This is a genomic window from Streptomyces sp. NBC_01241, assembly GCF_041435435.1.
In the GTDB taxonomy this organism is placed as follows: Bacteria; Actinomycetota; Actinomycetes; order Streptomycetales; family Streptomycetaceae; genus Streptomyces.
Genome location: NZ_CP108494.1, coordinates 8,667,081 through 8,691,785, shown reverse-complemented (window position 1 = coordinate 8,691,785; position 24,705 = coordinate 8,667,081). Strand labels below are relative to the sequence as shown.

Below are 24,705 nucleotides of genomic sequence, written 5' to 3'. Positions count from 1 at the left end.
TCATCACCATCCCCCCTTGGGGCACGTTGCCGAACGAACGTGGCCAACACCTCAACAACCGTTTCGTGATGTTCTCCGAGTCACGCATGATGCGCTCCAGGGCGTACAGGCCACCGAGCCGCTCGGTGAGTCTGCTGACCATCAGACGGGGCGTCGACTACCCACCCAGCGATGCGAGACGAGCCACTAACCGTGCATCGTGGTGCTGTAGACGTACAGGGCGATCACACCGGCGACGCAGGCGAGGATCACCCATGAACCGAAACTGGTGTGTTTCCCACTGTCTTTGGGCCGCGCGGCCTTTCCGGGGCGATTGGGCCGCCCGGTCGCTGCCCGTCCCGGCACGACCGGCACCGCATCGGCCGCCGCCTCGGCGAGCAGGCGGCGGCAGGTCGCGGCGAGCACGCCTGTACCGGCGGAGAGGGGCACCACGGCCTCCGATCGCGCCGGAGCAGTGGTGCCGCCGTCCAGGATGCGCCCCGCGCGTACGAGGACCTCGTCCCGGCCGCCCGCCGGAGCGAGGCTGATCCACCGCCGTACATGCTCACCCCGGATGACCACACCGCCGGACCGCTCCCGGTACACGGCGTGTTCCCGCCACAAGATCTCCGCCAACTCAACGGCGGTGTCTCTCAGTTGTGCGCTCACAACCCCTCCCCCTCCGCCTCGCGGCGAATCGAACAAGCACCGCACTCTAGCGGTAGGCGCAGAGCGCGGATCCAGCAGTCCCCCAGCGGCCGCGCCTGCCCCGGGCACGGACTGGGCCCTGTCCGACAAATGATCAATCGATCTCGGAACTGAGGCGGCCTCCCTGATCGTTTACCGGCTGCGGGACGGGGCGACCTGACGAACGAAGAGTGGAGCCGCATCTGCCGGTGAACGGTCGACGCGGCGGGCAGCGGGGCAACCACCGGCTTGTGGTCAACGGCATCTGCTTCCGCGAGCGCACCGGCGTCCCGTGGCGGGATCTTCCTGTGCGCTACGGGAAGTGGAAGACGGTCTACGAGCGCCATCGGCGCTGGTCGGGGACGGGGCGTGGAACCGGATTCTGAAAGCACTGCAGGCCCGGGCCGATGTCGAGGGCGATCTGGACGGGAACCAGGTCGGTATCGGCTCCACCGCCTGCCGGGTCCACCAGCACGCCGCCGGCGCCCGCAAGGCCGCCCCGGCCAAGGGGCCAGGGGGCCCGCCCGAATCGAGGTGCGCGCTCCGCGCGAAGACGGTGGCCGTCCGCGTACGCGCCGGAGAGCGGTCCGCGGCGTGGGCACGCTCAAGCGGCAGTGGCTCGCCGACCAACTGGGCCCGGACAGCCTCGCTCTGCCGCGGCGGCTGAAGTCCGCCCTCGACTCGCACGCCGTCCTCAACCCGGGCAAGGCGATCTGAGCGGCCTGAACGCACGTGTGGCGTGCACGCGTCGAACGCGTGCACGCCACAGATCACTGGGATCTTCGCGTTACTTGATGCGAACGACCTGCGGGTCGTGGTCGCTCGTCTGGTCGGAGAACTCCGCATTGACGTGGACCAGCTCGTACCCGGGGTTGTGGATCCCCGGGGTGACGAGGATGTGGTCCAGCGTCTGCGAGTTGCCGTCGTAGACGTAGCTGTACCGCTCGCCCACCGGCAGCTTGTTGATCAGGTCGGTGAGGACTCCGCCCTGGGTGAGCGTGGTGAGCGGCGCGGAGTACTGGTAGTCGTTCATGTCACCGAGAACGACGACCTTGGCGTTCTTGTCCTTGGCGAGCAGGCTGGAGACGAAGGTGTTGACCTCCTTGGCCTGGGACAGACGCTGCGTCTCGGAGCCCAGCGTCGGCGGCTGGAAGACGCCATGGGTCGGCTGGTCGCCGCCCTTGGAGTTGAAGTGGTTGCCGATGACGAAGACCTGCTGGCCCCGGAACGTGAACTCGCCGACCAGCGGCTTGCGACTGCTCTTCCAGGCATCGGACGTCGGATTGACACGGCCGGGCGAGGCCGACAGGGTGATCCCCTTCTTGTCGCTGTCGACGACCTTGACGGGGGTGGTGGCGTCGCCGCCCGGACGGTCCACGAAGCTGACGCGCTTCGGGTTGAAGAGGAACACGTTACGGATGTTGCCGCCGGGCTCGCCGCCGTCGGTCTTGTTCTCCGGGTCGATGGAGCGCCACTCGTACGCCGGGCCGCCTGCCTTCTTGATGGCGTCGGTGAACTTGGCTAGCGTCTGGTCGGCGGCGACCGTGCCGTCGTCCGTGGCGCCGTTGTTGTCCTGGATCTCCTCCAGGCTCACGACGTCCGGGGTGGCGAGGTTCTTGACGATGCCCTGGGCCAGCTGGTCGAACTTGCTCTGCGGGTTCTGCGGGGCAAGGTTCTCCACGTTGTACGTGGCGACGGAGAGCTCGTTGGCCTTGCCCGGCTTCGCCACATCCGGCTTGAGACCGCCGGACTTGACCTTGCCGAGGGTGGTGGCCTGGATGTTGTAGCCACCGAAGTTGGCGTAGTCCAGCGGGCCGGTCGTCGTACCGGTGAGAGTGTCACCGACGTTGGCCTTGAGCTGGTCAGCGGTCAGCGAACCGACCAGCAGGCGACCGGAGTTCAGGTCGTTGTAGCCGGTGAGAACGGTGCCGCCGCTGGGGGTCGGGTTCTGCTTGGGCTTCGTGGTGATCCACGTCTCGTTGTACGTGTTGCTGGCACCCACCACGCGGGTGTCCTGGACCTGCACCAGCATGCCTTCGCGGGACTCGTACCAGTCCAGGGCGTACTTGGACGGCTCCAGCTTGAGGGGCTCGATGCTGCCGCCCTCCGCGTTCGGCGCGTAGGCCTCGGGCAGCGTCTTGGCGTCGATCGCCTCGGGCGCGGGCAACTGGTTGCCGGAGGACAGGACGGTGGTCGTCGGGCCGCTCAGCTCGGTGACGGACTGCGAGCCGGAGGCCTTGCCGCCCGGGTAGTACTCGGTGACCTTGGCGGAGACCAGGACCGAGTCGCCCACCTTGACCTGCGGGGTGGAAGAGCCGGTGAAAACGAGGACGCCCTCGCTGGTGGCCGGGTCGTTGTCCGGGTTCGTGTCCTGGATCCAGAAGCCGCGCGAAGTACCGGCGACCCGGACCGCGGTGACCACGCCGGGGACGTTGGTGACGCTCTTGCCCGCGTACGGGGAGAGCCGCGTGGCGCCCTGGATGTCGTGGATGCGTACGTCACCAGGGGTGATGTCGGTGGGCGAGGGAGCGGGGGACGGATCCCCGCCACCGTCGCCGCCCGTACCGGCGCTGTTGCGCGGGCTCGGCGTCGAGCCGGAGAAGTCGGCCGAGTTGTTGTCCGTGTCGGTGAAGGCGGCATCGCGGCTCACCGAGTGCGTGTTGTCGGCGCCGGTGGCGGGCGAGGTCTCCCGTACGACGGCGGTGCCGAAGCCGACCAGGTCCTTGATGCTGCTGTCCGCGGCGCAGTCGGCGGCAGTGAGACAGGCCAGCGGAGTGGTGGAGTGGACGAGCGCGACGGTCCCGCTGCTCGCCGACATGCCGATGGTGCCGGCCGCGTCGGGGGTGGGCAGCGCGGTGTCGCCGCCCGCGCCCTTGGCCTCCTCCACGAGGTAGTTGCCACCGGCCGGGATGGCGCCCTTGATCTCGGTGACCTGCCACTTGGAGGTGGCGGTGGGCGAGCCGCTCAAGTACTGGACCGACCAGCCGGTGAGGTCGAAGGGAGCGTCGCCGGCGTTGCCGAGCTCGATGAAGTCATTGGTGAGACTGGCCCCGGCGTTCCCGCCGCCGCCGAAGACCTCGGAGATGACGGCGTCCGAGGACGCGGTCGCCTGCGCAGTGAACGGCAGCGCGATGAGCGACCCGGCGAGACCGATGGGCAGAGCAATGGCAATGGCCTTGACACGTCGGCCGCGCAGGGCCGGGGGTATGAAAGGCGGCACGGTGAGCTCTTTCTTGCGGACGTACTTGCGGACGTCAGGTATGGATTCGTGAAGTCCGGGCTCTGAGGGAGAAGCACCGAAAGTCGGCTCAAGATACGCGCGTAGACACGCACACAACAAGCGGTCTCCCACGTGAAAAGCCAAGCGTTTTCCGACTGTTCGCCGGAATTTACCTCGTTGTCGGATCGTGACGTCCGGGCGACATACGGCGACATACGGCGGGTGCGGCGGGTGCGGCGGGTGCGGCGGGTGCGGCGGGTGCGCGAGCGGTCAAGATCCGGTGCGGTTCCCGTTGCCGAGGGCCCAGGCCTCGATGTCGCGGTAGTGGATCGGTCCACGGCTACGGCCGGCGTTGCTGCCGACCAGATGCAAACGGTCCGTAGACCACCGGCAGCCGGTGAATCCGGAGAACGCTTCGGCGATCTCGCCTGCCGAGGACCGATCTCCCCGGCGGGCACGGGCCAGCGTCAGATGTGGGCGCAGAGGCCGATCCTCGAAGGCGACACCACAGCTCTTGACCGCGGAACGCACATCGGCGGCAAGCGTGTGCAGCTCATCGAGGTCTCCGTCGATTCCGCTCCACAGCACCCGGTCGTCGAAGATTCCACTGCCACGCAGTGCCAGACAGAATGGCTGGTGGTCCGCTGCGAGTCTGGCGAGAGGCGGGCGCAGAAGCGGAACTGTCCCGGCCGGCAGCTCCCCGAGGAACGCCAGGGTGATGTGCCAGTCCTCGATGCGGTTCCACCTCATATGAGGGTGCGTGTCATAGGCGGGGCGCAACTCCCGGGCCAGTTCCTCCTTCGCATGGTCGGGCGGGGCGAGCGCGATGAACACGCGAACGGTCGCGGGCTGAGTCTGTTCGTACACATCGCACTTCGTACCGCATCCGGGCGGTTGACGCGACGGCCCAGGTCATGCGCAAGAGGCTGCCCGTGCTCGTGCCATCACGCAGTAGGTGCAGACGCCGGGCGGGCCACGGTCGCCGGGCGGCGGGTGCGCGCGGTCTCAGCGCATCGTTCCCCTTTCGCAGTCGGCCCGGCCAGGGTGTCCGGCACGGGCAGCACCCAGCCCGACGCGCCGCCCCGCGGCCTGGGCAAGCCCGCTGCACGGGGAGGGCTTGCCCAGGTTTCACCCGGCTTGTCCGAGCTACGGTGGCCGGTCAACGGCCGACCGGTTCGGGGGCGGCGCTCGCGGTGGTGTTGACGGTCAAGAGCGCGACCGCTCGCCGGTCCCGGAGCCTCGGTACGCCGGGGCAGGCACGGCATGGGCCAGGCCGGGTTCCGGCGCCAGGACCTCCACTCGACGGCGGCCTCGAACGGGCCCGAGCAATCGGCGAACATCGCCAGGGCCTGGGCTCGGGCGTCGTCGACGGCCCGGTGCTCGTCGTCGACGCCGATCTCGGCACGGACGCGGAGGCGGGCACGGATCTCGTTGGGGCCGACCGGGCCCCGGCAGCGATTGGGGGTGTTCCTTTCGAACACCAAGTCCGGCGCGCCAAGCTGACCGCCAACAAGCTCCAGTAGTTGGCTGACCTCGGGCTGGGGTGGGCGGTGTAGGAGACGGAGCATGCCGGGCGGGTCGCCGGCGGAACGCGCGGAGGCCCCCAGGATCCCGAAGCTCGGTCCCCGCGCCGCCTACCGTTCGGACCGTGGCACCTTCCGCCCTGTTCCGTGTCCGGCCGCCCCGCCGACTACCAGGCGTGCGCCAAAGGCCATCCCGCCCCGACCGGCCCCCGGTCCCCGGCGCTGGCCCGCCGGGGACGAGACGCGACCCCCTGGGATGCCGGTGATGCCGCGGGTGAAGGGTGGTTCATCGCCGCGGAGCCCCGGCGTGTCGAGGGACGGCAAGTGGCCTTCCATGCGTGCGACGACGCCGACGCGAAGGCGACCGTGGCCGGCTTGCTGGACCAATTCGGATTCGCCGCCCTGGACCTCGGTGGTCCGTGTGAGGGCGGCCGGCCGGTGCAGTTGGACGGTGCGCCGACGGAAGCACCTGCTGCTGCGGGTCACCGGCTGACGCCCCGGCCAAGCTCCGCACACACCAACGCGCAGGAGGAGAATCATGAACCGTCGTGTCGTCTACACCCGTGGCGGGTTGCCCGCCGACGTCCTGACCATCATCGAGGAGCCGGAGCCGGCAGCGCCCGAGCGCGGCCAGGTCCTCATCCGCACCACGGCCTTCACGGTGCACCCTGGTGATCTCCAGGCCATCGAGGCCCACCCAGGGAAGGCCGCACAGCCGGTTCCGGCCGGCCTGGAAGCCACCGGCGTGGTGGAAGCCATCGGCCCGGGAACGCACGTGGCACCGGATGTCCAGGTCGGCGGCCGCGTAACGGTCTTCCCCCAACCGGGGGCTTGGGCCCAGTGGATCGTGGCGGACGCCGAGGTGGTCGTCGCCGTACCGGACGAGCTGTCGGACGAGGTCGCCGCGCAGATGCTGGCGAATCCGCTCACCACGGTGATGCTGCGCCGTGAGGCGGAGGAGCACCTGGCCTTCGGTTACGACGGTTGTCTGGTGCAGACCGCCGCGGGCTCGTCGGTCGGGCGGCTGGTAACGGGCGTGTCGCAGTTCCACAACCTGGCGCTCGTCAACGTCGTCCGCAGCGAGCGCGGTGCCGCCGAGCTGCGCCGGCGGTTCCCGGACGTGCCGGTCGTGTCGACAGAGCATCCGGGTTGGGCCGACGAGGTCCGCAAGGCAGCCGGTGGTCGTCCGGTGAGTGTGGCCTTCGACCCGATCGGCGGGAAGCTGGCAGAGAGCCTTCTGGGCCTGTTGACGCCGGGCGGGAAACTTGTCAGTTACGGGCAAATCGCCGAAGAGGCGATCCCGGTGCACGCGTCGACACTGCTCAACAAGTCGTTGACGCTGCGGGGCAAAAGTATCGGCCGGTGGTTGTCCGAGGCATCCGCCGAGAGACGGGCATCCGACGTCGCGACTGCGAAGCAGATCGCACTGGGGCTCCAGGACCAATTCGAAGTGGCCGCTACGTACGGCCTTGGCGAGCTGGCCAACGCCGTGGAGCACGCGGTACGGCCCGGCAAGGTCGGCCTCGTTCTCGTCCGCCCCTGGTAGCCGCCGCTGCCTCCTTGAGACGGCGGCCTCGAGCTGCCGCAGGGTGCGCCATCGGCAACTGACCGCGTCCGCCAGCGGCCATTGGCCGGGCAGCCCGGCCAATGGCATAGACGGAGCTGCCGCCGCTCCCCACTTGCTTTTCCCATCCGCCGCCCGGCCCGGCGGAGCAGATCCAGCAGGGTCTCGCGTTCGCCGGAATCCCAGCAGATACCGCCACGCGACAGCCAGGCTCGGCCGGCAGCCTGCATGCGCTATAGTTGATCTTGGCAGTTCGCCGTAACTCACTGCGACTGACGCTGCGTTGGTGGTCCAAGGAAAGACACCCCGCTTCCTGCGGGGAAATGCAGGTGCAAGGCCTGCCCAGCGCTCGCTCACGAAGCCCTTCCCTCCACCGGGGGAAGGGCTTCGTCACGTCCCCGCGTGCCCTGGAGAGCTTCCGCACAGCCCTCACCGACAAAAACCCCTACAACAGCGACCACGCGGCACGAGGCACCCTGATCCACCAAGCCCGCCAGGTCGAGGCACACCTCGCCCTCGGCAACATCGACGCTGCTCTCGACCTGGGCCACCAGGTCATCGACACGATCGGCGGCGTCGACTCCGCCCGCACCGCCAGCGCACTGGAAGAACTCCGCGGCCGGACCGCCGGCCACCGGCACACCCCTGCCGCGGCCGACTTCCTCGCCTACGCAGCCTGATCCCACTCACTCCTGCCCGCCGTCGTCGCCGTGGAGGTCGACGGCGTCCGGGTCCCGCGGCGGGTCCGCCGTGCGGCGGAGGCTGCGGGTGTCGCCGTGCGCGTCACCGTCCTCGACGCCGACCGGCATCCGCGCGGCGGGCCGCCCGTACCCCGGCCTCACCGGGCACGCCCGGCTGGGCCGCCTCGCCGACGAGGTCGGCTTCGCCGCGCTGCGGGGATGCATCGCGTGGCAAGGCGAGTCGACTTACCTTGGTGCAGCGCATCTGGTGCTGGTCGGCACCGTGTTGGCCGTTTTGCAGGTACTGGCCAGCAGACCCGTGCCGAGCGCGCGGCCTGCCGCACCTGCCCGATGAGTCCCGTAGCGCGGGACACGACAGTGCCCAGCGCCATCAGTAAGATCGAACGGGCCGGACCCGCACCCCCTCGTACTCTTTTCCCGTGCCAGCCTCCCGTCTGTATCGCGTCGCCGTCCTTGTGCTCAAGGGTGCGAAGCCGCTCGATGTCGGCATTCCTGCGCAGGTGTTCACGACCCGCGCGAGCATGCCTTACGAGGTGCGGGTGTGCGGCGCCGCACCCGGTCTCGTGACCGGCAGCGACGGCCTGTCGTACTACGTCGCCCACGGCCTCGACGCGCTTGCGTGGGCCGACATCGTCTTCATCCCCGGCTACCGGTTCCCGGACCGCGACGACCCGCCGCAGGCCGTCGTTGACGCGCTGATCGCGGCCCACGACCGGGGCGCGCGGCTCGCCGCCATCTCGACGGGCGCCTTCGCGCTCGCCGCCACGGGCCTGCTCGACGGCAAGCGCGCCACGACGCACTGGCATTACACACGCGCGCTTGTCGCGAGGCATCCGCTTGTCCAGGTCGACGAGAACGTTCTGTTCGTCGACGAGGGCAGCGTGCTGACGTCGGCCGGCGCCGCCTCGGGCATCGACCTGTGCCTGCACATTCTGCGCGGCGACCTCGGGGTGGCCGCGTCGAACCACGCGGCCCGGCGCCTGGTCGCGGCCCCCTACCGCAGCGGCGGTCAGGCGCAGTATGTGCCACGCAGCGTGCCCGAGCCGCTCGGCGAGCGGTTCGCCGCCACCCGCGAGTGGGCGTTGCACCGGCTGGGCGAGCCCCTCACCCTCGAGGTGCTCGCCCAGCACGCGGCAGTGTCGCCGCGCACGTTCTCGAGGCGCTTCGTGGAAGACACGGGGTACACGCCGATGCAGTGGGTCATGCGTGCCCGCATCGACGTGGCCCGTGAGCTGCTCGAGCGTTCGGTGCGGAGCGTCGAGCAGATCGCCGCCGACGTCGGTCTCGGGACCGGTGCGAATCTGCGGCTGCACTTCCAGCGCATCCTCGGCACCACGCCGAGCGAGTATCGGCGCACCTTCGCCCGGGGCGAGTAGCCCGCCGCCGGCCGCCGCCCTGGCGCGATCCTTTCGAGCCGTGGCATACACGCCGCTGTCACGGGCGGATGCCGCAAGCGAACCTGATGGCGAACCGAAGGGACACCACTCATGACTCGCATCGCCATCAACGGATTCGGCCGCATCGGACGCAATGTGCAGCGCGCACTGCTCGAACGCGACAGCGACCTCGAGGTCGTCGCCGTCAACGACCTCACGGAGCCCGCCACCCTCGCGCGGCTGCTCGCCTACGACACGACGGCCGGCCGGCTCGGCCGCCCGGTGACCACCGACGGGGACGCCCTTGTCGTCGACGGCCGTCGCATCACGGTGCTCGCCGAGCGTGAACCGGCGCAGCTGCCGTGGGCCGAGCTCGGCGTCGACATCGTGCTCGAGGCGACCGGCCGCTTCACGTCGGCCACGGCCGCCCGCGCCCACCTCGGCGCAGGCGCGAAGAAGGTGCTCGTCAGTGCGCCGTCGGACGGCGCCGATGTCACGCTCGCGTTCGGAGTCAACACCGACGCGTACGACCCGGCCGTGCACACGATCATCTCGAACGCCTCGTGCACGACCAACGCGCTCGCGCCGCTGGCCGCGGTCCTCGACAGGCTCGCCGACATCGAGCACGGCTTCATGACGACCGTGCACGCCTACACGCAGGAACAGAACCTGCAGGACGGCCCGCACCGCGACGCCCGCCGCGCCCGCGCCGCCGCTGTCAACATCGTGCCGACCACGACGGGCGCTGCCCAGGCGATCGGCCTCGTACTGCCGAACCTCGATGGCAAGCTGGCGGGCGACTCGATCCGCGTACCGGTTCCGGTGGGCTCGATCGTCGAGCTCAACACGACCGTCGCCCGCGACGTCACGCGCGACGACGTGCTGGCGGCGTACCGTGCCGCGGCGGAGGGGCCGCTCGCCGGCATCCTCGAGTACTCGGACGACCCGCTCGTGTCCTCCGACATCACGGGCAATCCCGCCTCGTCGATCTTCGACTCGGCCCTCACCCGTGTCGACGGCCGCCACGTCAAGGTGGTCGCCTGGTACGACAACGAGTGGGGCTTCTCGAACCGCGTGATCGACACGCTCGAGCTCCTCGCCACCCGCTGACCGGACGCCGGGGGTTCGACCCACATCCCGATGACCCGGTAGGCGTGCCGTCGCACCGAGATCGCGAGGACGGCAGTGCGGAGGATGACGCCAACAGGGCGGATGAGGACTGAACGACGGTCCGGGCCGACCAGGGAAGTGATCAGCTTGCGAGCCGTTGCCTCGGTCCGCCGCTTCAGGGCCGGGCAGCGGCGGCGATACGGGTGGGTCCAGGAGGCAGGTCCGGGTCACGCGGTCACCTTGGCAAGGAACGCGGCAAGGTTCGCCACGGTTCGCCGGACCTTCTCCTCCAGGGTGAGGGTCTCGTGGAGGCGTGCGCCGATGCCCGCGTCCTTCTTCTCGCGTACATACAGGGAGCAGGCCAGGTCGCTGCACATGTAGACACCAACCGAGTTTCCCTGCTGCCCGGCCTTCCCGGACCTCGGCGCGACCATGAGGGAGACGGCCCCGGTCTGGGTGGTCACGCACACCGAGCACATGCTGCGGCGCATCTGCCAGGAGCCGACGCCGGAGGAGCGCAGCTGGACGCCGACCGGCCGGCCGTCCAGCTCGGTCACGAGGTAGGCCCGGTCGGGGGCCTGGGGATCTCGCCAGCCCAGGAAGTCCAGGTCGTCCCAGCACTGCTCGGCCAGGTCGCGGGGGACGGTCAGGCGTCTGGCCTCACCTTTGGTGCAGTTCACGAACGCGGTACGAATCTCCTGCTCAGTCAGTGACTTCATAAATGACACGCTAATTTGCCTAATCCACTTAGGCAAATGCATAATCATCGATGTCAGGGATGGAAAGCAATTCGGAGGATGAGCATGGCACGGGCCGCACGGGTAGGACTGACCACGGAGCGCCTGGTCCGGGCGGGGGCAGAGCTGGCCGACGAGATCGGCTTCGAGCAGGCGACCCCCGCGGAACTCGCCCGGCGGTTCGGTGTCAGGACCGCGAGCCTGTACTCGCACGTGAAGAACGCCCACGACCTCAAGACCAAGATCGCTCTGCTCGCCCTGGAGGAACTCGCCGACCAGGTCTCCACCGCGGTGGCCGGACGGGCCGGCAAGGACGCTCTGACCGCTTTCGCGAACGTCTACCGCGACTACGCCCTCAAGCACCCGGGGCGCTTCGCCGCAGCCCAGTTCCGGCTCGACCCGCAGACGGCGGCCGCCAGCGCCGGCGTTCGGCACGCCCGGATGACGCGGGCGATCCTGCGCGGATACAACCTGGCCGAACCGCACCAGACGCACGCGGTACGGCTGCTAGGCAGCGTCTTCAGCGGCTACGTCGGCCTGGAGACCGCCGGCGGCTTCAGCCACAGCACCCCTGATTCGCAGGAGAGCTGGACCGAGATCCTCAACGCGCTCGACGCCCTGCTGCGCACCTGGCCCACCACCTCCTGACCAACCCTTCCAGCCGCCTCTGCCAACCGACCCTCCTGATCGAAGAGACCGACGAGATGAACACCGAGCACGACTGGACCACCACTCCCATCACCGCCAGCCTCCTGCGCGGCGCCCTCGACGTGGAGCGCACCGAACGCGGCGTACTGCCTCACCGGTTGCCCGCGCGCGCCCGGCAGCAGATTCCCGACGGCCAGCTGGCCATGGCGGAGTCACAGCCCTCCGGAGTCCGACTGGCCTTCCGTACCCGGGCCACCGCCGTCGAACTGGACGTCGTGGCCACCAAACGGGTCTACGTCGGAGCGCCGCCGCGCCCCGACGGGGTGTACGAGCTCCTCGTCGACGGGCGGCTCGCGGGCCGGGCCAGCGCGACCGAGGGCGACACTCTCACCATCGACATGGCCTCCGGGACCGCACAAACCCGTCCCGGGCCGGTGGAGACCCTGCGCTTCACGGACCTGCCGGACGACGAGAAGGACGTCGAGATATGGCTGCCGCACGACGAGACCACCCAGCTGGCCACCCTGCGCACCAACGCCCCCGTCCACACACCACCGCCCAGCGGCCGCAAGATCTGGCTGCACCACGGCAGTTCGATCAGCCACGGCTCCAACGCTGCCACCCCAACCGGGATCTGGCCCGCCCTGGCCGCCGCTCTGGGCAAGGTAGAGCTGGTCAACATGGGATTCGGCGGCAGCGCCCTGCTCGACCCGTTCACCGCCCGCACCATGCGCGACACGCCCGCCGACCTGATCAGCATCAAGATCGGCATCAACATCGTCAACGCCGACCTGATGCGGCTGCGCGCGTTCGGCCCGGCCGTCCACGGTTTCCTCGACACCATCCGCGACGGGCACCCCACCACCCCGCTGCTGGTCGTCTCGCCCATCTACTGCGCCATCCACGAGGACACGCCCGGGCCCAGCGCCCCGGACCTCAGCGCCATGAGCGAGGGGCGGCTGCGGTTCGTGGCCACCGGCGATCCCGCGCAGAGCGCCACCGGGAAACTGACCCTCACCGTGATCCGGGACGAGCTGGCCCGCATCGTCCAGCAGCGTGCCGCCACCGACCCGAACCTGCACTACCTCCACGGCCTCGACCTCTACGGCGAGGCCGACCACGCCGAACTGCCGCTGCCCGATGCTCTGCACCCGGACCCCGCCACCCACCAGCGCATCGGCGAACGCTTCGCCCACCTCGCCTTCGACCGCGGCCCTTTCACCACGGAAAACCACTGACCGGCTGTCGGACAGGAGGGACACGCCAGCGCGCCCCGCAGGCATTCAGAGTGCCGTGTGGTCTGCGGCCCTGGCCGCGTGAGCGGTCCCCGTTGCGCCACTTCTTGCCGGTTCTCACATCGATGCCGACGATCCGGCAGGCTTCCTTGTTGCTGTAGCCCTGCTGCATGAACTGGAAGTATGCGGCCCGTTCTCGGATCAGCTTCTTCCGGCCCTGCGGCTTCGTTCGGTCCCTACGGATCTCGAACTCCATGACACCTCTTGAGCTGGGGTGTTGCGACAACCGCTGGAACTCAAGCGTCCTGGACCGCCTCTCGCACGCCCCCGACCCCGATCCCCAGGTGCAGTCCAACCTCGCCTATTTCTGCGAGGACTCCGTGGCAGGCCGCCTGGCGAAGCTCGTCCCCGGCGGGCACACTGCCACGGTGCCGGCGGCCGTGCACTACCCGAACATGGAGAACCCGGCCCGCTTCATCGCCGAACCGACGTCGTTCCTGGAGACCGTATGAGCAGCGCCCTTCTCGTGATGGACGTCCAGCGAGCCGTCGTGGACATTGCCGACGACGGCTCCGGATACCTGCCGCGCCTGCGCAGGGCGATCGACGGTGCCCGGGCGGCAGACATTCCTGTCATCTACGTGGTCATCGCACTACGCCGGGGCTTTCCGGAAGTCGGCCCGCACAACAGGGCACTCACCGCCGTCGCGCGAGCCGGGCTCCACATCGAGGGCGACCCCGGAACCGAAATCCACCCCGATGTCGCGCCCCGGCCGGGCGAGGTGGTGGTCACCAAGAGACGGGCGAGCGCGTTCTCGGGCAGCGACCTCGACGTGGTGCTCAGGGCGCACGGCGTCGACAGCCTCGTCCTCACCGGCATCGCCACCAGTGCCGTGGTGCTGCACACCCTGTGCCAGGCCAACGACCTGGACTTCGATCTCACCGTCCTCGCCGACGCCTGCCTGGACACCGATGCCGAGGTTCACCGGTTCCTCACCGAGAAGCTGTTCCCGCAGTGGGCGGACGTCGTCACCGTCGACGACTGGCTCAATGCCACCACACCCCGTTAGCGGCCGACCAGGGAGAGACTGATGTGTGGTGGCGCACGTCGGCGCATCGCTGCTGGTTCGGGCATGACCTTGCCATGACGCTCCGTCACGGCACGTGAGAATCCTTGTAGGCAGCAATGCCGCCTTCGAGAACCGGGAGGGGCAGCGGTGCCGCCGAACGGGCGATCGTCACGGCGTGCGAGCCGGCTGGCTGGTGCCCCGATGTCTCTGCCCTCCAGGACGAGCTTGTCCGCCGGACTGAGCCGCGTGCCCGGGCGTCGCTGCCCCGTTGATGTTCGTCGGCCGGACCGACACCACTGCCCGGGACCGACGACCCCATCGGCCTTCAGGCCGTGGCGCTTCGGGACCGCCTTCACCGCCAACTGGCCTCGTGCCACTCCCCCACCAGGAGCGGGTCGGGCAGACCGGCGAGCCGGGCACCCGCCCGCCGACGATCACGTCGGCGGTGCGGACGTGCCTGATCTTGATCCATGCACCGGAGCGGACGCCGCGTGAAGCCCGGCGAGCAGGAAGCGGTGCGGGTGGGCGATGACGTCGGCCTCGTGCCACCGGTCCAGTCCGCGCCAGCAGGTCTGCCCGAGGGGAACCCCTGCTCCAGCGGCTGCAGTTGCCGGCTGATGTCGGTGGAGAGCACGCACAGGATGCCCTGCGGACACAGCCGATCGAGCACAGCCTTCGGGCCGGACGCCTCTCGGGCCAGGGCCGCAGCAGAGGCTCGATCAGCTCCCAGAACTCGTCATCCACGATCCATGGCCGGTTCTCCACAACCCGCAAACGGCGGAATCGTCACACCGGTCACACCTCACCAGCGCACCTCGACATGACCGTGTGACGAGCTCAAGGCGCCGGAACGGTCGGCCTTTGTGTGCCCATGGCCAAGGAAATCAGTCCCGGTGCGGTGGCCGTCAAGGGAGCGGAAAGAGCCAGGACGGAGTGGCGGGGTAGCAGGGAACTTGGCTGTACGCCGACAATGTGGTCACCCTTCGCCGCCCGGAGGCCACCGGGCTCCCGGGCCGAACCGAGAGGACCGACCATCACTATGCGCAAGCCTCTCCTCGCCACCCTCACCGCCGTGGCCCTCGGTGCCGCCGCCCTGGTAGGCACCACGGGCACGGCAGCCGCAGCACCCGACCGCGCGAGCGGGGCGACCCCCACTGCCGCGACGTCCGCGGTGCACCCTGACAGTACGCCCGCCTCGGTGACAGCCGCCTCCTTCGCCGGCACCGTGGCGCTCAGCAACTGCTCAGGCTCCCTGGTCCGCATGCCGAACTCACAGGCGACGGACCCGGGGCTGGTCATGACGAACGGCCACTGCCTCGAAACTGGCTTCCCGAGCGCGGGTCAGGTCGTCACCAACCAGTCCTCCACCCGCAGCTTCACGCTGCTCAACACCTCGGCCGGCACCGCCGGAACACTCAAGGCGAACAAAGTCGTCTACGCAACGATGACCGACACGGACGTCACGCTCTACCAACTGACCAAGACCTACGCCCAGATACAGCAGTCCACGGGAATCGCGCCGCTGACGCTCTCCGCGACCCACCCGGTGCAGGGGCACGCGATCGACGTGGTCTCCGGCTACTGGAAGCGGGTCTACTCCTGCTCCGTCGACGGATTCGCGTACCGCCTGAAGGAGAGCCAATGGACATGGAAGGACGCCGTCCGCTACACCCCGGAGTGCCAGGTCATCGGGGGCACCTCGGGCTCCCCGGTCATCGACACGACGACCGGGCAGGTCACGGCGATCAACAACACCATCAACGAGAGCGGTGAAAGCTGCACCCTCGACAATCCCTGCGAGGTAAACGAGCAGGGGACCGTCACCGTCCGCAAGGGGATCGGATACGCCCAGGAGACATACGGCATCCCCGCCTGCTTCACGACGGGCAACAAGCTCAACCTGTCGGCCACGGGCTGCACGCTTCCGAAGCCGACAGCAGTATCGGCTCGCTGAGTTGATGCTTGAGGGGGCAAGGGGGCTCGTCCACACCTCGGCACTCCGGGGCCCCTCGTCTCCCAGCCCGCCCGCGCGGCACCATTCGGATGCCACCGGACCTCGTCTGGTACGGCGAGTCGGGAGCCCCCGGACCCCGCCGTCCGGGCGGACCGGCTGTTCCGGCCGGCCCTGGCGGCACTGAGCCCGCAGAGCTGAACACGGCACGCGACCGCCCTGTTCGCGGGTATACGTGGTACGCAGCTCGCCGGGCGGGCCTGGCTCATCAAGTGCGGGCCGCTGCCCGCCCGGCACGGGAAACACGAACCGTTCGAAGTCCTCGTCGCTCTCCACCTGGTCCAGCGGCACTCCGCGTCCATGGAAATGGAAGGTGAGTCGTACCCCATCGGCGTCGGCCCATCGCCGGGAGGCAACCTGGTGCACCGTGCCGTCGTCCTCAACGGCGGGTCGTCTCAAGGAGGTCATGCGGTGGGTAGGCACGCCGACATCGTCAAACCACTTCCGGAACTGCTCGGGCACCACGCCCGGCGCATCGGGGACAAGATCTGCTTCGAGGACCGGCTCAGGCGTGTGGCCTACCGGGAGCTGGAACGCAGGACCGCACGGCTGGCAGGTCACCTGGCCGGCCTCGGCGTGGCGCGCGGTGACCGGGTGGCCGTACTGCTCGGCAACCGGGTCGAGGCGGTCGAGAGCCTGCTCGCCGTCACCCGGGCGAGCGGCGTGGGCGTGCCTCTGGACCCCGGGAACTCGGAGGAGGAGCTGACCCGCCTGCTGGACGACAGCGGGGCACGGTTGCTCATCACCGACGACGCTTGCCTGACGCGGCGGCAAACGCTGTTGCTGCGCCCCGGGTTGACCGTGGTGGTGGCCGAAGGCGGCGCCGAGGACGGGGCCGGGAACTCGCCTTCGTGCGCGGACTGCGTGGAGCTGGCGGACGGGACCGGCGGAGCCGGGGGCCGGCCCGCCGGGGTCGCGGGCGGGGTTCTGCGGTTCGAGGAGTTGGCGGGCACGGAGCCGCGGACGCCGGCCCGGGACGATCTCGCACTGGACGAAGTGGCCTGGCTGCTCTACACCTCGGGCTCCTCCGGTATGCCCAAGGGCGTCCTGTCCACCCAGCGCAACCGGCTCTCGCCGGTCGCGACGGGCCTTGTCGGTGTCCTGGGCCTGTCCGAACGGGACCGTGTGCTGTGGCCGTTGCCCCTCCATCACGCGATGAGCCAGATTGTGTGTTTCCTCGGGGTGACCGCGGTGGGGGCGAGCGCGGTGCTGCTGCCCCGGTTCTCGGTGGCGGGGGTGCTCGGCGAACTGCGCCGTGCGGACGCCTCGTTCACCCTGCTCGGCGGGGTTCCGACCACGTATTCGGCGCTGCTCGACGCGGTCCGGGGCGAGGAGAACGGTGAGGACTGCAGCGGTCTCGGCGGCCCCGCGCTGCGGGGTTGTGTCAGTGGTGGCGCGGCGGCGGGGCCCGGGTTCCACGAGTCCTTCGAGGCGATCTGCGGTGTGCCCTATCTGGAGCACTACGGCAGCACGGAGGCGGGCCCGGTCACCATGCCGGCGCCGGGCGAGGCGACGGCGTCCGGGGCTTGCGGCCGGGTACTGCCCGGCGTCCGGGTCCGGGTCGGCGGAGGGCCCGACGGCCGGGACACGGGAGAGGGCGAGCTGTGGGTCGGCGGACCGGGGGTGATGGCCGGTTATCACGGCAGGCCGGAGGCCACCGCGGCGGTCCTGCGCGACGGCTGGTTCCGCACGGGTGACCTGGCCGAGATCGATGCCTTCGGTGGACTGGCGATCACCGGCCGGGCGAGTGATCTGATCATCCGGGGCGGGGTGAACATCCATCCTTCGGAAGTGGAGGCGGTGCTGCGGCGGTTGCCTGGGGTGGCGGACGCCGCCGTGGCCGGACGTCCGCACCCCGTCTTCGGCGAGGTACCGGCCGGCTATCTGGTTGCCGAGCCCGGCGGCGTACTGGACCGGGGGCGCATCCTCGCCGCCTGCCGTGCGGAACTGTCCGGCTTCAAGGTGCCCGTCGAGCTGTTCGAGGTGGAGGGCATTCCCCGTACCGCCACCGGGAAGACCCTGCGGCGGGACCTCGCCGGCCTGCCGGTCCGGGCGCTGGGTGCAAAGGCCGCCGGGAAGCCGTCAAAGGACCTGCTGGCCCTGGTGCGGGGCGAGGTGGCGGCCGTGCTCGGCTGTACGGCCGAGGCGGTGGAGCCGAGCACGGCGCTGCGGGACCTGGGCATGGACTCCCTGACGGCGACGGTGCTGCGGGAGCGCTTGTCGGCGGTGACCGGTCTGCCGCTCTCCGAGGCCGTCGCCTTCGACTTCCCCACGGCCGCGGCGCTCGCCGCCCACCTCGGGGAACGGAACGCCGCCGCGCCGGCCGGCGCCGGGCCCGTGGACCGGAGCGCGGCCCGGTATGACGACGATCCCGTGGTGATCGTGGGCATGGCCTGCCGCTATCCCGGAAAGGTGACCTCTCCCGAGGAGCTGTGGCGGCTGGTGGCCGACGGGAAGGATGCCATCGGCCCCTTCCCCACCGACCGGGGCTGGGACGTCCAGGCGCTGTACGACCCGGACCCCGGGCGGTCCGGACGGACGTATGTGCGCGAGGGGGGTTTCCTCTCCGGTGCGGACCGCTTCGACCCCGCCTTCTTCGGGATCTCGCCCCGCGAGGCGTTGGCCATGGACCCGCAGCACCGGCTGCTGCTCGAAGTGGCGTGGGAGGCCTTCGAGTACGCCGGTCTCGTCCCCGGCACTCTGCGCGGCTCGGCGACCGGGGTGTACGTCGGGCTGATGTACAGCGACTACGCGCGCGGCCTGGCAAGGACGCCCGAGCATGTCGAGGGGTACCTCGGCCTCGGCAACGCCGGAAGCGTCGCCTCGGGCCGTATCGCGTACGCCTTCGGCCTCGAAGGCCCGGCCCTCACCGTGGACACGGCGTGTTCCTCGTCCCTGGTGGCCCTGCACCTGGCTGCCCAGGCGCTGCGCCGGGGCGAGTGTGCTTTCGCGTTGGCCGGCGGCGCCACGGTGATGTCGGGGCCCACGTCGTTCGTGGAGTTCAGTCGTCAGCGGGCGCTGGCGCCGGACGGCCGCTGCAAGGCGTTCGGTGCGTCCGCCGACGGCACGGGGTGGGCCGAGGGTGCCGGCATGCTGCTGCTGAGCCGGTTGTCGGAAGCGCGCCGCGCCGGGCTTCCGGTACTGGCCGTGGTGCGCGGCTCGGCGGTGAACCAGGACGGGGCGAGCAACGGGCTGACCGCACCGCACGGACCGGCGCAGCAGCGGGTGATCCGGCAGGCGCTCACGGACGCGGAGCTGACTCCCGGGGACATCGACGCCGTGGAGGCACACGGCACCGGCACCCGGCTGGGCGACGTCATCGAGGCGGAGGCCTTCTTCGCGACGTACGGGCGGCAGGAGCGGCAGCGTCCCCTCCGGTTGGGCTCGGTGAAGTCGAACATCGGTCATACCCAGGCCGCTGCCGGAGTGGCCGGTGTGATCAAAATGGTGCAGGCGATGCGGCATGGTGTGCTGCCGCGTACGTTGCACGCCGACGAGCCGACGCCCCGGGTCGACTGGTCGTCGGGGCGAATCGCGCTGCTGACCCGGGCGGTGGGGTGGCCCGTGACGGATCGTCCGCGCCGGGCGGGGGTGTCGTCGTTCGGGATCAGTGGCACCAACGCACATGTGGTGCTCGAAGAGGCTCCGGGTGGCGGGGAGGCCGCATCGCTGGGCGCCCCGGCGGACGGCGGGGCGGCGGAGGGCCCTGTCGGGCCCGGGGTGGAGCCGGAGTGTGCGACGCGTCCTGGGCGGACCGCGGTGGCCTTTCCCGTGTCGGCGAGGAGCGTGCCGGGGCTGCGGGCCCAGGCGCGACGGCTGTACGACCATGTGGCCGCCGCTCCTGACACCTCCCTGGTGGACATCGGGTACTCGCTCGCCACCACGCGTGCGGCCCTGGAGCACCGGGCCGTGGTGGTGACCCGGGACCGTGCCGAGCTGCTCGGCTCCCTGCGGGCTGTGGCGGAGGGCGGCGGCCGGTCCGGAGTGCACACGGGCACGTCCCGTCATCACGGCTCGTCGGCCTTTCTCTTCACCGGTCAGGGCAGTCAACGTGTCGGCATGGGCCGCGAACTGTACGAGTCGCGGGATCTGCATCCGGCCTTCGCCGGTGCGCTGGACGAATGCTGTGCCCTGCTCGACCCCCTGCTGCCGGTGCCGCTGCGGGACGTCATGTTCGCCGGGCCCGGTACGGAGACGGGCGCTTTGCTGGATACGACCCGGTTCGCGCAGCCGGCGCTCTTCGCTCTGGAAACGGCGTTGTTCCGGCAGTTCGAGGCGTGGGGGGTACGCCCCGCCCTGGTGGCCGGGCACTCGGTCGGCGAGGTGGCGGCGGCGCATGTCGCCGGGGTGTTGTCCCTCGCGGACGCGTGCCGGTTGGTCGCGGCCCGGGGCCGGCTGATGGACGCGCTGCCTCCGGGCGGCGCGATGGCGGCCGTGTCCGCCGGCGCGGACGACGTGGCTGCCCACCTCTCCGGGACCGGGGCTGCGGTGGAGATCGCCGCGGTCAACGGGCCTGCCTCGGTGGTTGTCTCCGGCGACGAGCCGGCGGTGCGGGAGGTGGCCGCGTACTTCCGGGAGCGGGGCCGTTCGGTGACTCCGCTGCGGGTCGGTCATGCCTTCCATTCCGCTCGGATGGAGCCCGTGCTGGCCGAGTTCGCGGACGTGGTCCGGAGTCTGTCCTTCACCGCGCCGCGGCTGCCTCTGATCACCGCTGTGCCGGGCCGGGCGGCCACCGCCGAGGAGGTGTGCACGCCGGAGTTCTGGGTGGACCATGTCCGCCGTCCGGTCCGCTTCGCCGATTCGGTGGCGTACCTGGGCGAGCAAGGCGCGGCGCACTACGTCGAACTGGGGCCGGACGGGGTGCTCACTGGCCTGGTACGTGATTGCCTTGCCGTGTCCGGGCCGGTCCCGGCCGGCTCGGACACGGGCGAAGCGGGCGGCGGCGAGCGGGGACCGGTACCGATGGTTCTGCCGACTCTGCGCGGGTCCCGGCCGGAGGCGGATGCTTTGCTCGACACGCTGGCCGCGCTGCATGCCCATGGCGTTCCCGTCGACTGGCGGGCTGTCTTCGCCAGGTGGGGCGGGCGGCGCGTCGCACTGCCCACGTACGCCTTCCAGCGCCGCCGGTACTGGCTGGAGACCGTCCCGGAGCATCCGCCCGTGTCCCCGACGGCCGGGCCCGCCCATCCGTTCCTGCGGTCGGGCACCCGCACGGCCGACGACGACGGGCTGCTGCTGAGCGGGTCGCTGTCGGTGCAGGACCAGCCGTGGCTTGCCGACCACGTGGTGGCTGGGAAGATCTTGCTGCCCGCGACTGCTTTCGTCGAAATGGCTCTCCATGCGGGCGAGTTGGCGGGAGCGGCCGTCCTGGACGAGCTCGTTCTGACCGCGCCGCTGCCGCTGCCCTCGGGCGGTGCTGTCGCCTTGCAGGTGAGAGTGGCGGGGGCGGACGACGCGGGGCGGCGGGCTGTGCTCTTCCACTCCCGGCCGCATACTCCGGCGGGTGATGAGCCCTGGCTCCGGAATGCCGTCGGCACTCTTTCGCCGGCGCAGCCGCCTGCGGACCGGGGAGCGGCCGCAGGCGAGGCCGGCGGCGTGCCCCGGCCGGACGCGTCCTGGCCGCCGGAGGCGGCGATGCCACTGCATGTCGACGGTCCGGGGACCGGACCGTATGAGCAACTGGCCGCCGACGGGCTGTGTTACGGCCCCGCTTTCCGGGGGATGCGCGCCGTTTGGCGGCATGGGAAGGAGTTGTACGCGGACGTCGCACTGCCCGAAGCGGCCCGGACTCCGCGCCGGGAGGCGGGCGGCCCGGAGTTCGTCCTGCATCCCGCACTGCTCGACGCGGCGCTGCACGCCCTGGCCCTGGACGGCCTTGCCGCGGACGGTTCCGAGGCAGCCGGTCCGGCGGCCGGCGGGCTGTCCCTGCCGTTCTCCTTCAGCGGGGTGCGCGTGCACACCACTGGTGTGCAGCGCTTGCGGGTACGGGTGGCCCCCGGGCCGGACGGTCAGGCCGGAGTGGAGCTGGCCGACGAGACGGGCTCACCGGTGGCGACGGTCCGTTCGCTGGCGCTCCGGCATCTTCCGCGTACCGGATCGACGACGGCGAACACAGTCACCGGGGCTCTCCACCGGACGGCCTGGGTGACGCCGGCCGAGCCGTCCGCACCCGTGGGAATGCCCCGCTGGGGGGTTCTGGGCGCGGCGGGCACACGGCTGGTGGACGCTCTCGCGCCGCCGGGTTCCGGCGTCCCGGTGTACCCCGGCCCGGCGGCGTGCGACGCGTCGTCAGCCGTCGTCGTGGCACCGTGCCCTCCACCGGACACGACCGGCGGTGGGCAGGAGGAACAGGCTGCCGGGTTGCTGCGGGCAGCGGACCGGGCGCTGAGGCTCGTGCAGGAGTGGCTCGCCGAGTCGCACCTGTCCCACTCGTGTCTCGTCCTCGTGACGTCCGGTGCCGTCGCTCCGGCCGATGACGGATTCCCTGCGGATGGTGCCGGTCGCGGGAGTGACGGCCGGTCCGGCGGGACGGCGTCCGTACCGTTGCACACGCCGGTGTGGGGACTGGTCCGCTCGGCCCTGCGGGAGAATCCGGGCCGCTTCGCCCTGATCGACGTGGACGAGCACCCCGACTCCTGGAGTGCCCTGCCCGATTTGCTGGCAGCCCCGGTGCCGGAAGCAGCCGTACGCCGGGGGACGGTGTACGTGCCGAAGCTGGTGCCACTGGCCGAGTCGGCGCCGAAGCCGCAGAAGAGGCGGACGTTCGACCCGGAGGGCACCGTCCTGGTCACGGGCGGCACCGGTTCCCTGGGGATGCTGATGGCGCGGCACCTGGTCACCGCGCACGGCGTTCGGCATCTGCTGCTCGCCGGCCGACGCGGGCCGGACGCTCCGGGGGCGCGGGAACTCGTCGCGGAGTTGTGTGAGGCGGGCGCCCAGGTGACCGTTCACGCCTGTGATGTCGCGGACCGGACCGCGCTCGCGGCCCTGCTCGACGCGGTACCGGCGGACCGCCCATTGACCGGCGTCGTGCACGCTGCGGGGGTATTGGACGACGGCGTCGTCGCGGCGCTCACCACCGACCGGGTGAGGCGGGTGATGCGCCCCAAGGCGGACGCCGCTCTCGCCCTGCACGAACTGACCTGGGGTCACGACCTGGCCGTGTTCGCGCTGTTCTCCTCGGTGGCGGGTACCTTCGGCTCCGCGGGCCAGGCCAACTACGCCGCGGCCAACTGTGTGCTGGATGCCCTGGCGCGGCACCGCGGGCGGCTCGGACTGCCCGGTACGTCGATCGTCTGGGGCCCCTGGCAGCAGAACGACGGCATGATGGCGCACCTCGGCGACGCGGATCTGCGGCGGATGGCCCGTTCCGGGTTCGGCCCGCTCGGGCCGGAAGAGGGCCTGGCTCTCTTCGACGCGGCCGTGGCCGGTGACGAACCCGTGGTGGTGGCGGCCCGCCTCGCCCCGGCCGCTCTCCGCGGCAGTGGCACGGTGGCGAACCGGGTCCGAACCCCTGCTGCCGACGGGGACGACGCGGTCGACGGGGGCGGGGACCGACTCGGCCGGTCGCCGGCGGCTGCTTCCCCCGGCGAGATGGGCGGGGTGCTGCTCACAAAGGTCCGGACTCTGGCGGCCCGCGTCCTGGGCCATCGGGAGGAGGCGAACGAGATCGACGGGGACGCCCTGCTGGCGGACCTGGGGCTGGATTCCCTGGCCGCGGTCGATCTGCGTAACGAGCTCGCGGCGTGGACAGGGCTGGCACTGCCGTCCACGCTGCTGTTCGACTTCCCGACGCCGCGCGCGCTCGCCGTCGAGCTGACGCGACGGTATGCCGCCGAGCTGCCTTCTGCGGGTACCGCGTCCGACGGCCGGGCACGGCCTGATGCCGCCGGCTCTCCGGACTCCCCCGACCGGCCGGCGGACGACGGCCCAGGAAGCGGTCCGGGGGCGGACGGTCCGCCGGACGCCCGGGTGCAGGTCGCCGAGGCACCGCGTGCCGGGGAATCTCCGGACTCCCTGGGCGCGCTCTTCCGTACCGCATGCGCCCGGGGCCGGAGCTGGGACGGCATGGTGCTCCTCACCATCGCCGCGCGCCTCCGCCCGGTCTTCGACCGGACCGGGGCGCCCGGTGCGACGCACGAACCCGTCGTGCTCGCGGGGGGCGGTACGGGGCCCCGGCTGGTCTGCCTCCCCGCGCTCAGCGCGCTGTCCGGACCGCAGGAGTACGCGCGCCTCGGTGCCGGGCTGCGAGGGCTGCGGCCTGTTTCCGCGGTGCGGCACCCGGGGTTCGAGCCCCGAGAGGCTCTCCCCGCCACACTGGACGCTCTCGTCACCGCCCAGGCCTCTGCCGTCCGCGCAGCCGCGGTCGAAGGCCCCCTGGTGCTGCTGGGACGGTCGGCCGGTGGCTGGGTGGCCCATGCTGTGGCCGAGCGTCTGGAGTTCGAGGGTGCCGCCCCGGTGGCCGTCGTCCTGGTGGACACCTATCCCCCCGTTCACGGTGACCAGGGGCAGACGCTCTCCACGATGACGTCGGACATGCTGCGCCGGGCGGCGGAGTTCGCCTCTGCCAGTCCCGATCGGCTCACTGCCATGGCCGGATACTTCGAGCTCTTCCGTGGCTGGAAACCCGCGCAGCTCGCCTGTCCCACCCTGTACGTACGAGCCCGGGATCCACTGCCCGGCACCGACCCCGCTCCGGACTGGACCCGGCCGCACGCCGAGGTCACTGTGCCGGGGGACCACTTCACCATGCTGGAGGAACACGCCCGTACCACCGCACTCGCCATTCACCAGTGGCTCGGCAGCCGGTTCTGAGGACGTCCTGAGAGAGGCGCGGGTGCGGGCG

Annotated in this window: 17 protein-coding genes and 3 pseudogenes; 13 read left to right on the top strand and 7 right to left on the bottom strand. The window is 70.8% G+C overall.

Going from position 1 to position 24,705, the window contains the following annotated elements; genetic code table 11:
• Positions 1–186: 186 nt before the first annotated feature.
• Positions 187–648, bottom strand: coding sequence for a hypothetical protein (locus tag OG306_RS39480; protein WP_266751457.1), 462 nt, complete (start codon positions 646–648; stop codon positions 187–189).
• A 195-nt stretch (positions 649–843) separates the two neighbouring features.
• Here OG306_RS39480 and OG306_RS39475 point away from each other — a divergent pair.
• Both OG306_RS39475 and OG306_RS39470 read left to right on the top strand, forming a co-directional pair.
• Positions 844–1,168: pseudogene (locus tag OG306_RS39475) on the top strand (transposase); the annotation flags it as partial.
• Between the two features lie 92 nt (positions 1,169–1,260).
• Positions 1,261–1,383 carry an FAD-linked oxidase C-terminal domain-containing protein gene (locus tag OG306_RS39470; protein ID WP_266751455.1) on the top strand — a complete coding sequence of 41 codons (123 nt, stop codon included), beginning with the start codon at positions 1,261–1,263 and terminating at the stop codon, positions 1,381–1,383.
• Positions 1,384–1,453: 70 nt separating this feature from the next.
• Here the strand turns inward: OG306_RS39470 and OG306_RS39465 are convergent, their stop codons facing one another.
• Together OG306_RS39465 and thpR are read right to left on the bottom strand one after the other, a co-directional pair.
• Positions 1,454–3,886, bottom strand: a complete 2,433-nt coding sequence (locus OG306_RS39465) for a lamin tail domain-containing protein (RefSeq protein ID WP_371666181.1) — start codon at positions 3,884–3,886, stop codon at positions 1,454–1,456.
• A 270-nt stretch (positions 3,887–4,156) separates the two neighbouring features.
• On the bottom strand, positions 4,157–4,753 hold the full coding sequence (gene thpR, locus OG306_RS39460) for an RNA 2',3'-cyclic phosphodiesterase (protein ID WP_266751454.1): 597 nt from the start codon (positions 4,751–4,753) through the stop codon (positions 4,157–4,159).
• 284 nt (positions 4,754–5,037) lie between these two features.
• On the opposite strand from thpR, the gene OG306_RS39455 reads away from it, so the two are divergent.
• From OG306_RS39455 to OG306_RS39445, 3 genes are all read left to right on the top strand, one after another.
• Positions 5,038–5,409, top strand: a complete 372-nt coding sequence (locus OG306_RS39455) for a hypothetical protein (protein WP_371666180.1) — start codon at positions 5,038–5,040, stop codon at positions 5,407–5,409.
• 538 nt (positions 5,410–5,947) lie between these two features.
• Positions 5,948–6,955, top strand: a complete 1,008-nt coding sequence (locus OG306_RS39450) for a zinc-binding dehydrogenase (protein WP_266904232.1) — start codon at positions 5,948–5,950, stop codon at positions 6,953–6,955.
• Positions 6,956–7,302: 347 nt separating this feature from the next.
• Positions 7,303–7,653, top strand: coding sequence for a hypothetical protein (locus OG306_RS39445; protein ID WP_432762251.1), 351 nt, complete (start codon positions 7,303–7,305; stop codon positions 7,651–7,653).
• A 6-nt stretch (positions 7,654–7,659) separates the two neighbouring features.
• On the opposite strand, the gene OG306_RS39440 is transcribed toward OG306_RS39445, so the two are convergent.
• Complete coding sequence (locus tag OG306_RS39440; protein WP_266904236.1) at positions 7,660–7,815, bottom strand: hypothetical protein; 156 nt, start codon at positions 7,813–7,815, stop codon at positions 7,660–7,662.
• A gap of 108 nt (positions 7,816–7,923) precedes the next feature.
• A pseudogene (locus tag OG306_RS39435) lies at positions 7,924–8,114 on the bottom strand (murein biosynthesis integral membrane protein MurJ); the annotation flags it as partial.
• Here OG306_RS39435 and OG306_RS39430 point away from each other — a divergent pair.
• Both OG306_RS39430 and gap read left to right on the top strand, forming a co-directional pair.
• Positions 8,094–9,050, top strand: a complete 957-nt coding sequence (locus OG306_RS39430; RefSeq protein ID WP_371666179.1) for a GlxA family transcriptional regulator — start codon at positions 8,094–8,096, stop codon at positions 9,048–9,050. The pseudogene OG306_RS39435 and the gene OG306_RS39430 sit on opposite strands and share 21 nt — an antisense overlap.
• Positions 9,051–9,161: 111 nt before the next feature.
• A complete protein-coding gene (gene gap / locus OG306_RS39425) occupies positions 9,162–10,160 on the top strand; it encodes a type I glyceraldehyde-3-phosphate dehydrogenase (RefSeq protein WP_266751443.1) in 999 nt (332 codons plus the stop codon).
• Between the two features lie 227 nt (positions 10,161–10,387).
• Here the strand turns inward: gap and OG306_RS39420 are convergent, their stop codons facing one another.
• Entirely contained in the window at positions 10,388–10,879 is a 492-nt protein-coding gene (locus tag OG306_RS39420) for an FBP domain-containing protein (protein ID WP_266751442.1), read from the bottom strand.
• 84 nt (positions 10,880–10,963) lie between these two features.
• Between OG306_RS39420 and OG306_RS39415 the strand changes: the two genes are divergently transcribed.
• Both OG306_RS39415 and OG306_RS39410 read left to right on the top strand, forming a co-directional pair.
• A complete protein-coding gene (locus OG306_RS39415) occupies positions 10,964–11,545 on the top strand; it encodes a TetR/AcrR family transcriptional regulator (RefSeq protein ID WP_266751440.1) in 582 nt (193 codons plus the stop codon).
• Positions 11,546–11,601: 56 nt separating this feature from the next.
• Complete coding sequence (locus OG306_RS39410; protein ID WP_266751439.1) at positions 11,602–12,783, top strand: GDSL-type esterase/lipase family protein; 1,182 nt, start codon at positions 11,602–11,604, stop codon at positions 12,781–12,783.
• Positions 12,784–12,856: 73 nt separating this feature from the next.
• Here OG306_RS39410 and OG306_RS39405 read toward each other — a convergent pair.
• Positions 12,857–13,036 (bottom strand): annotated as a pseudogene (locus OG306_RS39405) (helix-turn-helix domain-containing protein); the annotation flags it as partial.
• Between OG306_RS39405 and OG306_RS39400 the strand changes: the two are divergent.
• The 4 genes from OG306_RS39400 (at position 13,035) to OG306_RS39385 (ending at position 24,674) form a co-directional block, all read left to right on the top strand.
• Positions 13,035–13,292 (top strand): hypothetical protein, encoded by a 258-nt coding sequence (locus OG306_RS39400; protein ID WP_371666178.1) that lies wholly within the window; start codon positions 13,035–13,037, stop codon positions 13,290–13,292. The pseudogene OG306_RS39405 and the gene OG306_RS39400 sit on opposite strands and share 2 nt — an antisense overlap.
• On the top strand, positions 13,289–13,849 hold the full coding sequence (locus tag OG306_RS39395) for a cysteine hydrolase family protein (protein WP_266751434.1): 561 nt from the start codon (positions 13,289–13,291) through the stop codon (positions 13,847–13,849). The genes OG306_RS39400 and OG306_RS39395 overlap by 4 nt, the downstream gene beginning before the upstream one ends.
• Positions 13,850–14,888: 1,039 nt before the next feature.
• The gene (locus tag OG306_RS39390) at positions 14,889–15,803 is read left to right on the top strand and encodes a trypsin-like peptidase domain-containing protein (RefSeq protein WP_266751432.1); all 915 of its coding nucleotides are present in this window, start codon (positions 14,889–14,891) and stop codon (positions 15,801–15,803) included.
• Between the two features lie 468 nt (positions 15,804–16,271).
• A complete protein-coding gene (locus tag OG306_RS39385) occupies positions 16,272–24,674 on the top strand; it encodes a type I polyketide synthase (protein WP_371666177.1) in 8,403 nt (2,800 codons plus the stop codon).
• The last annotated feature ends 31 nt before the right edge of the window (positions 24,675–24,705 follow it).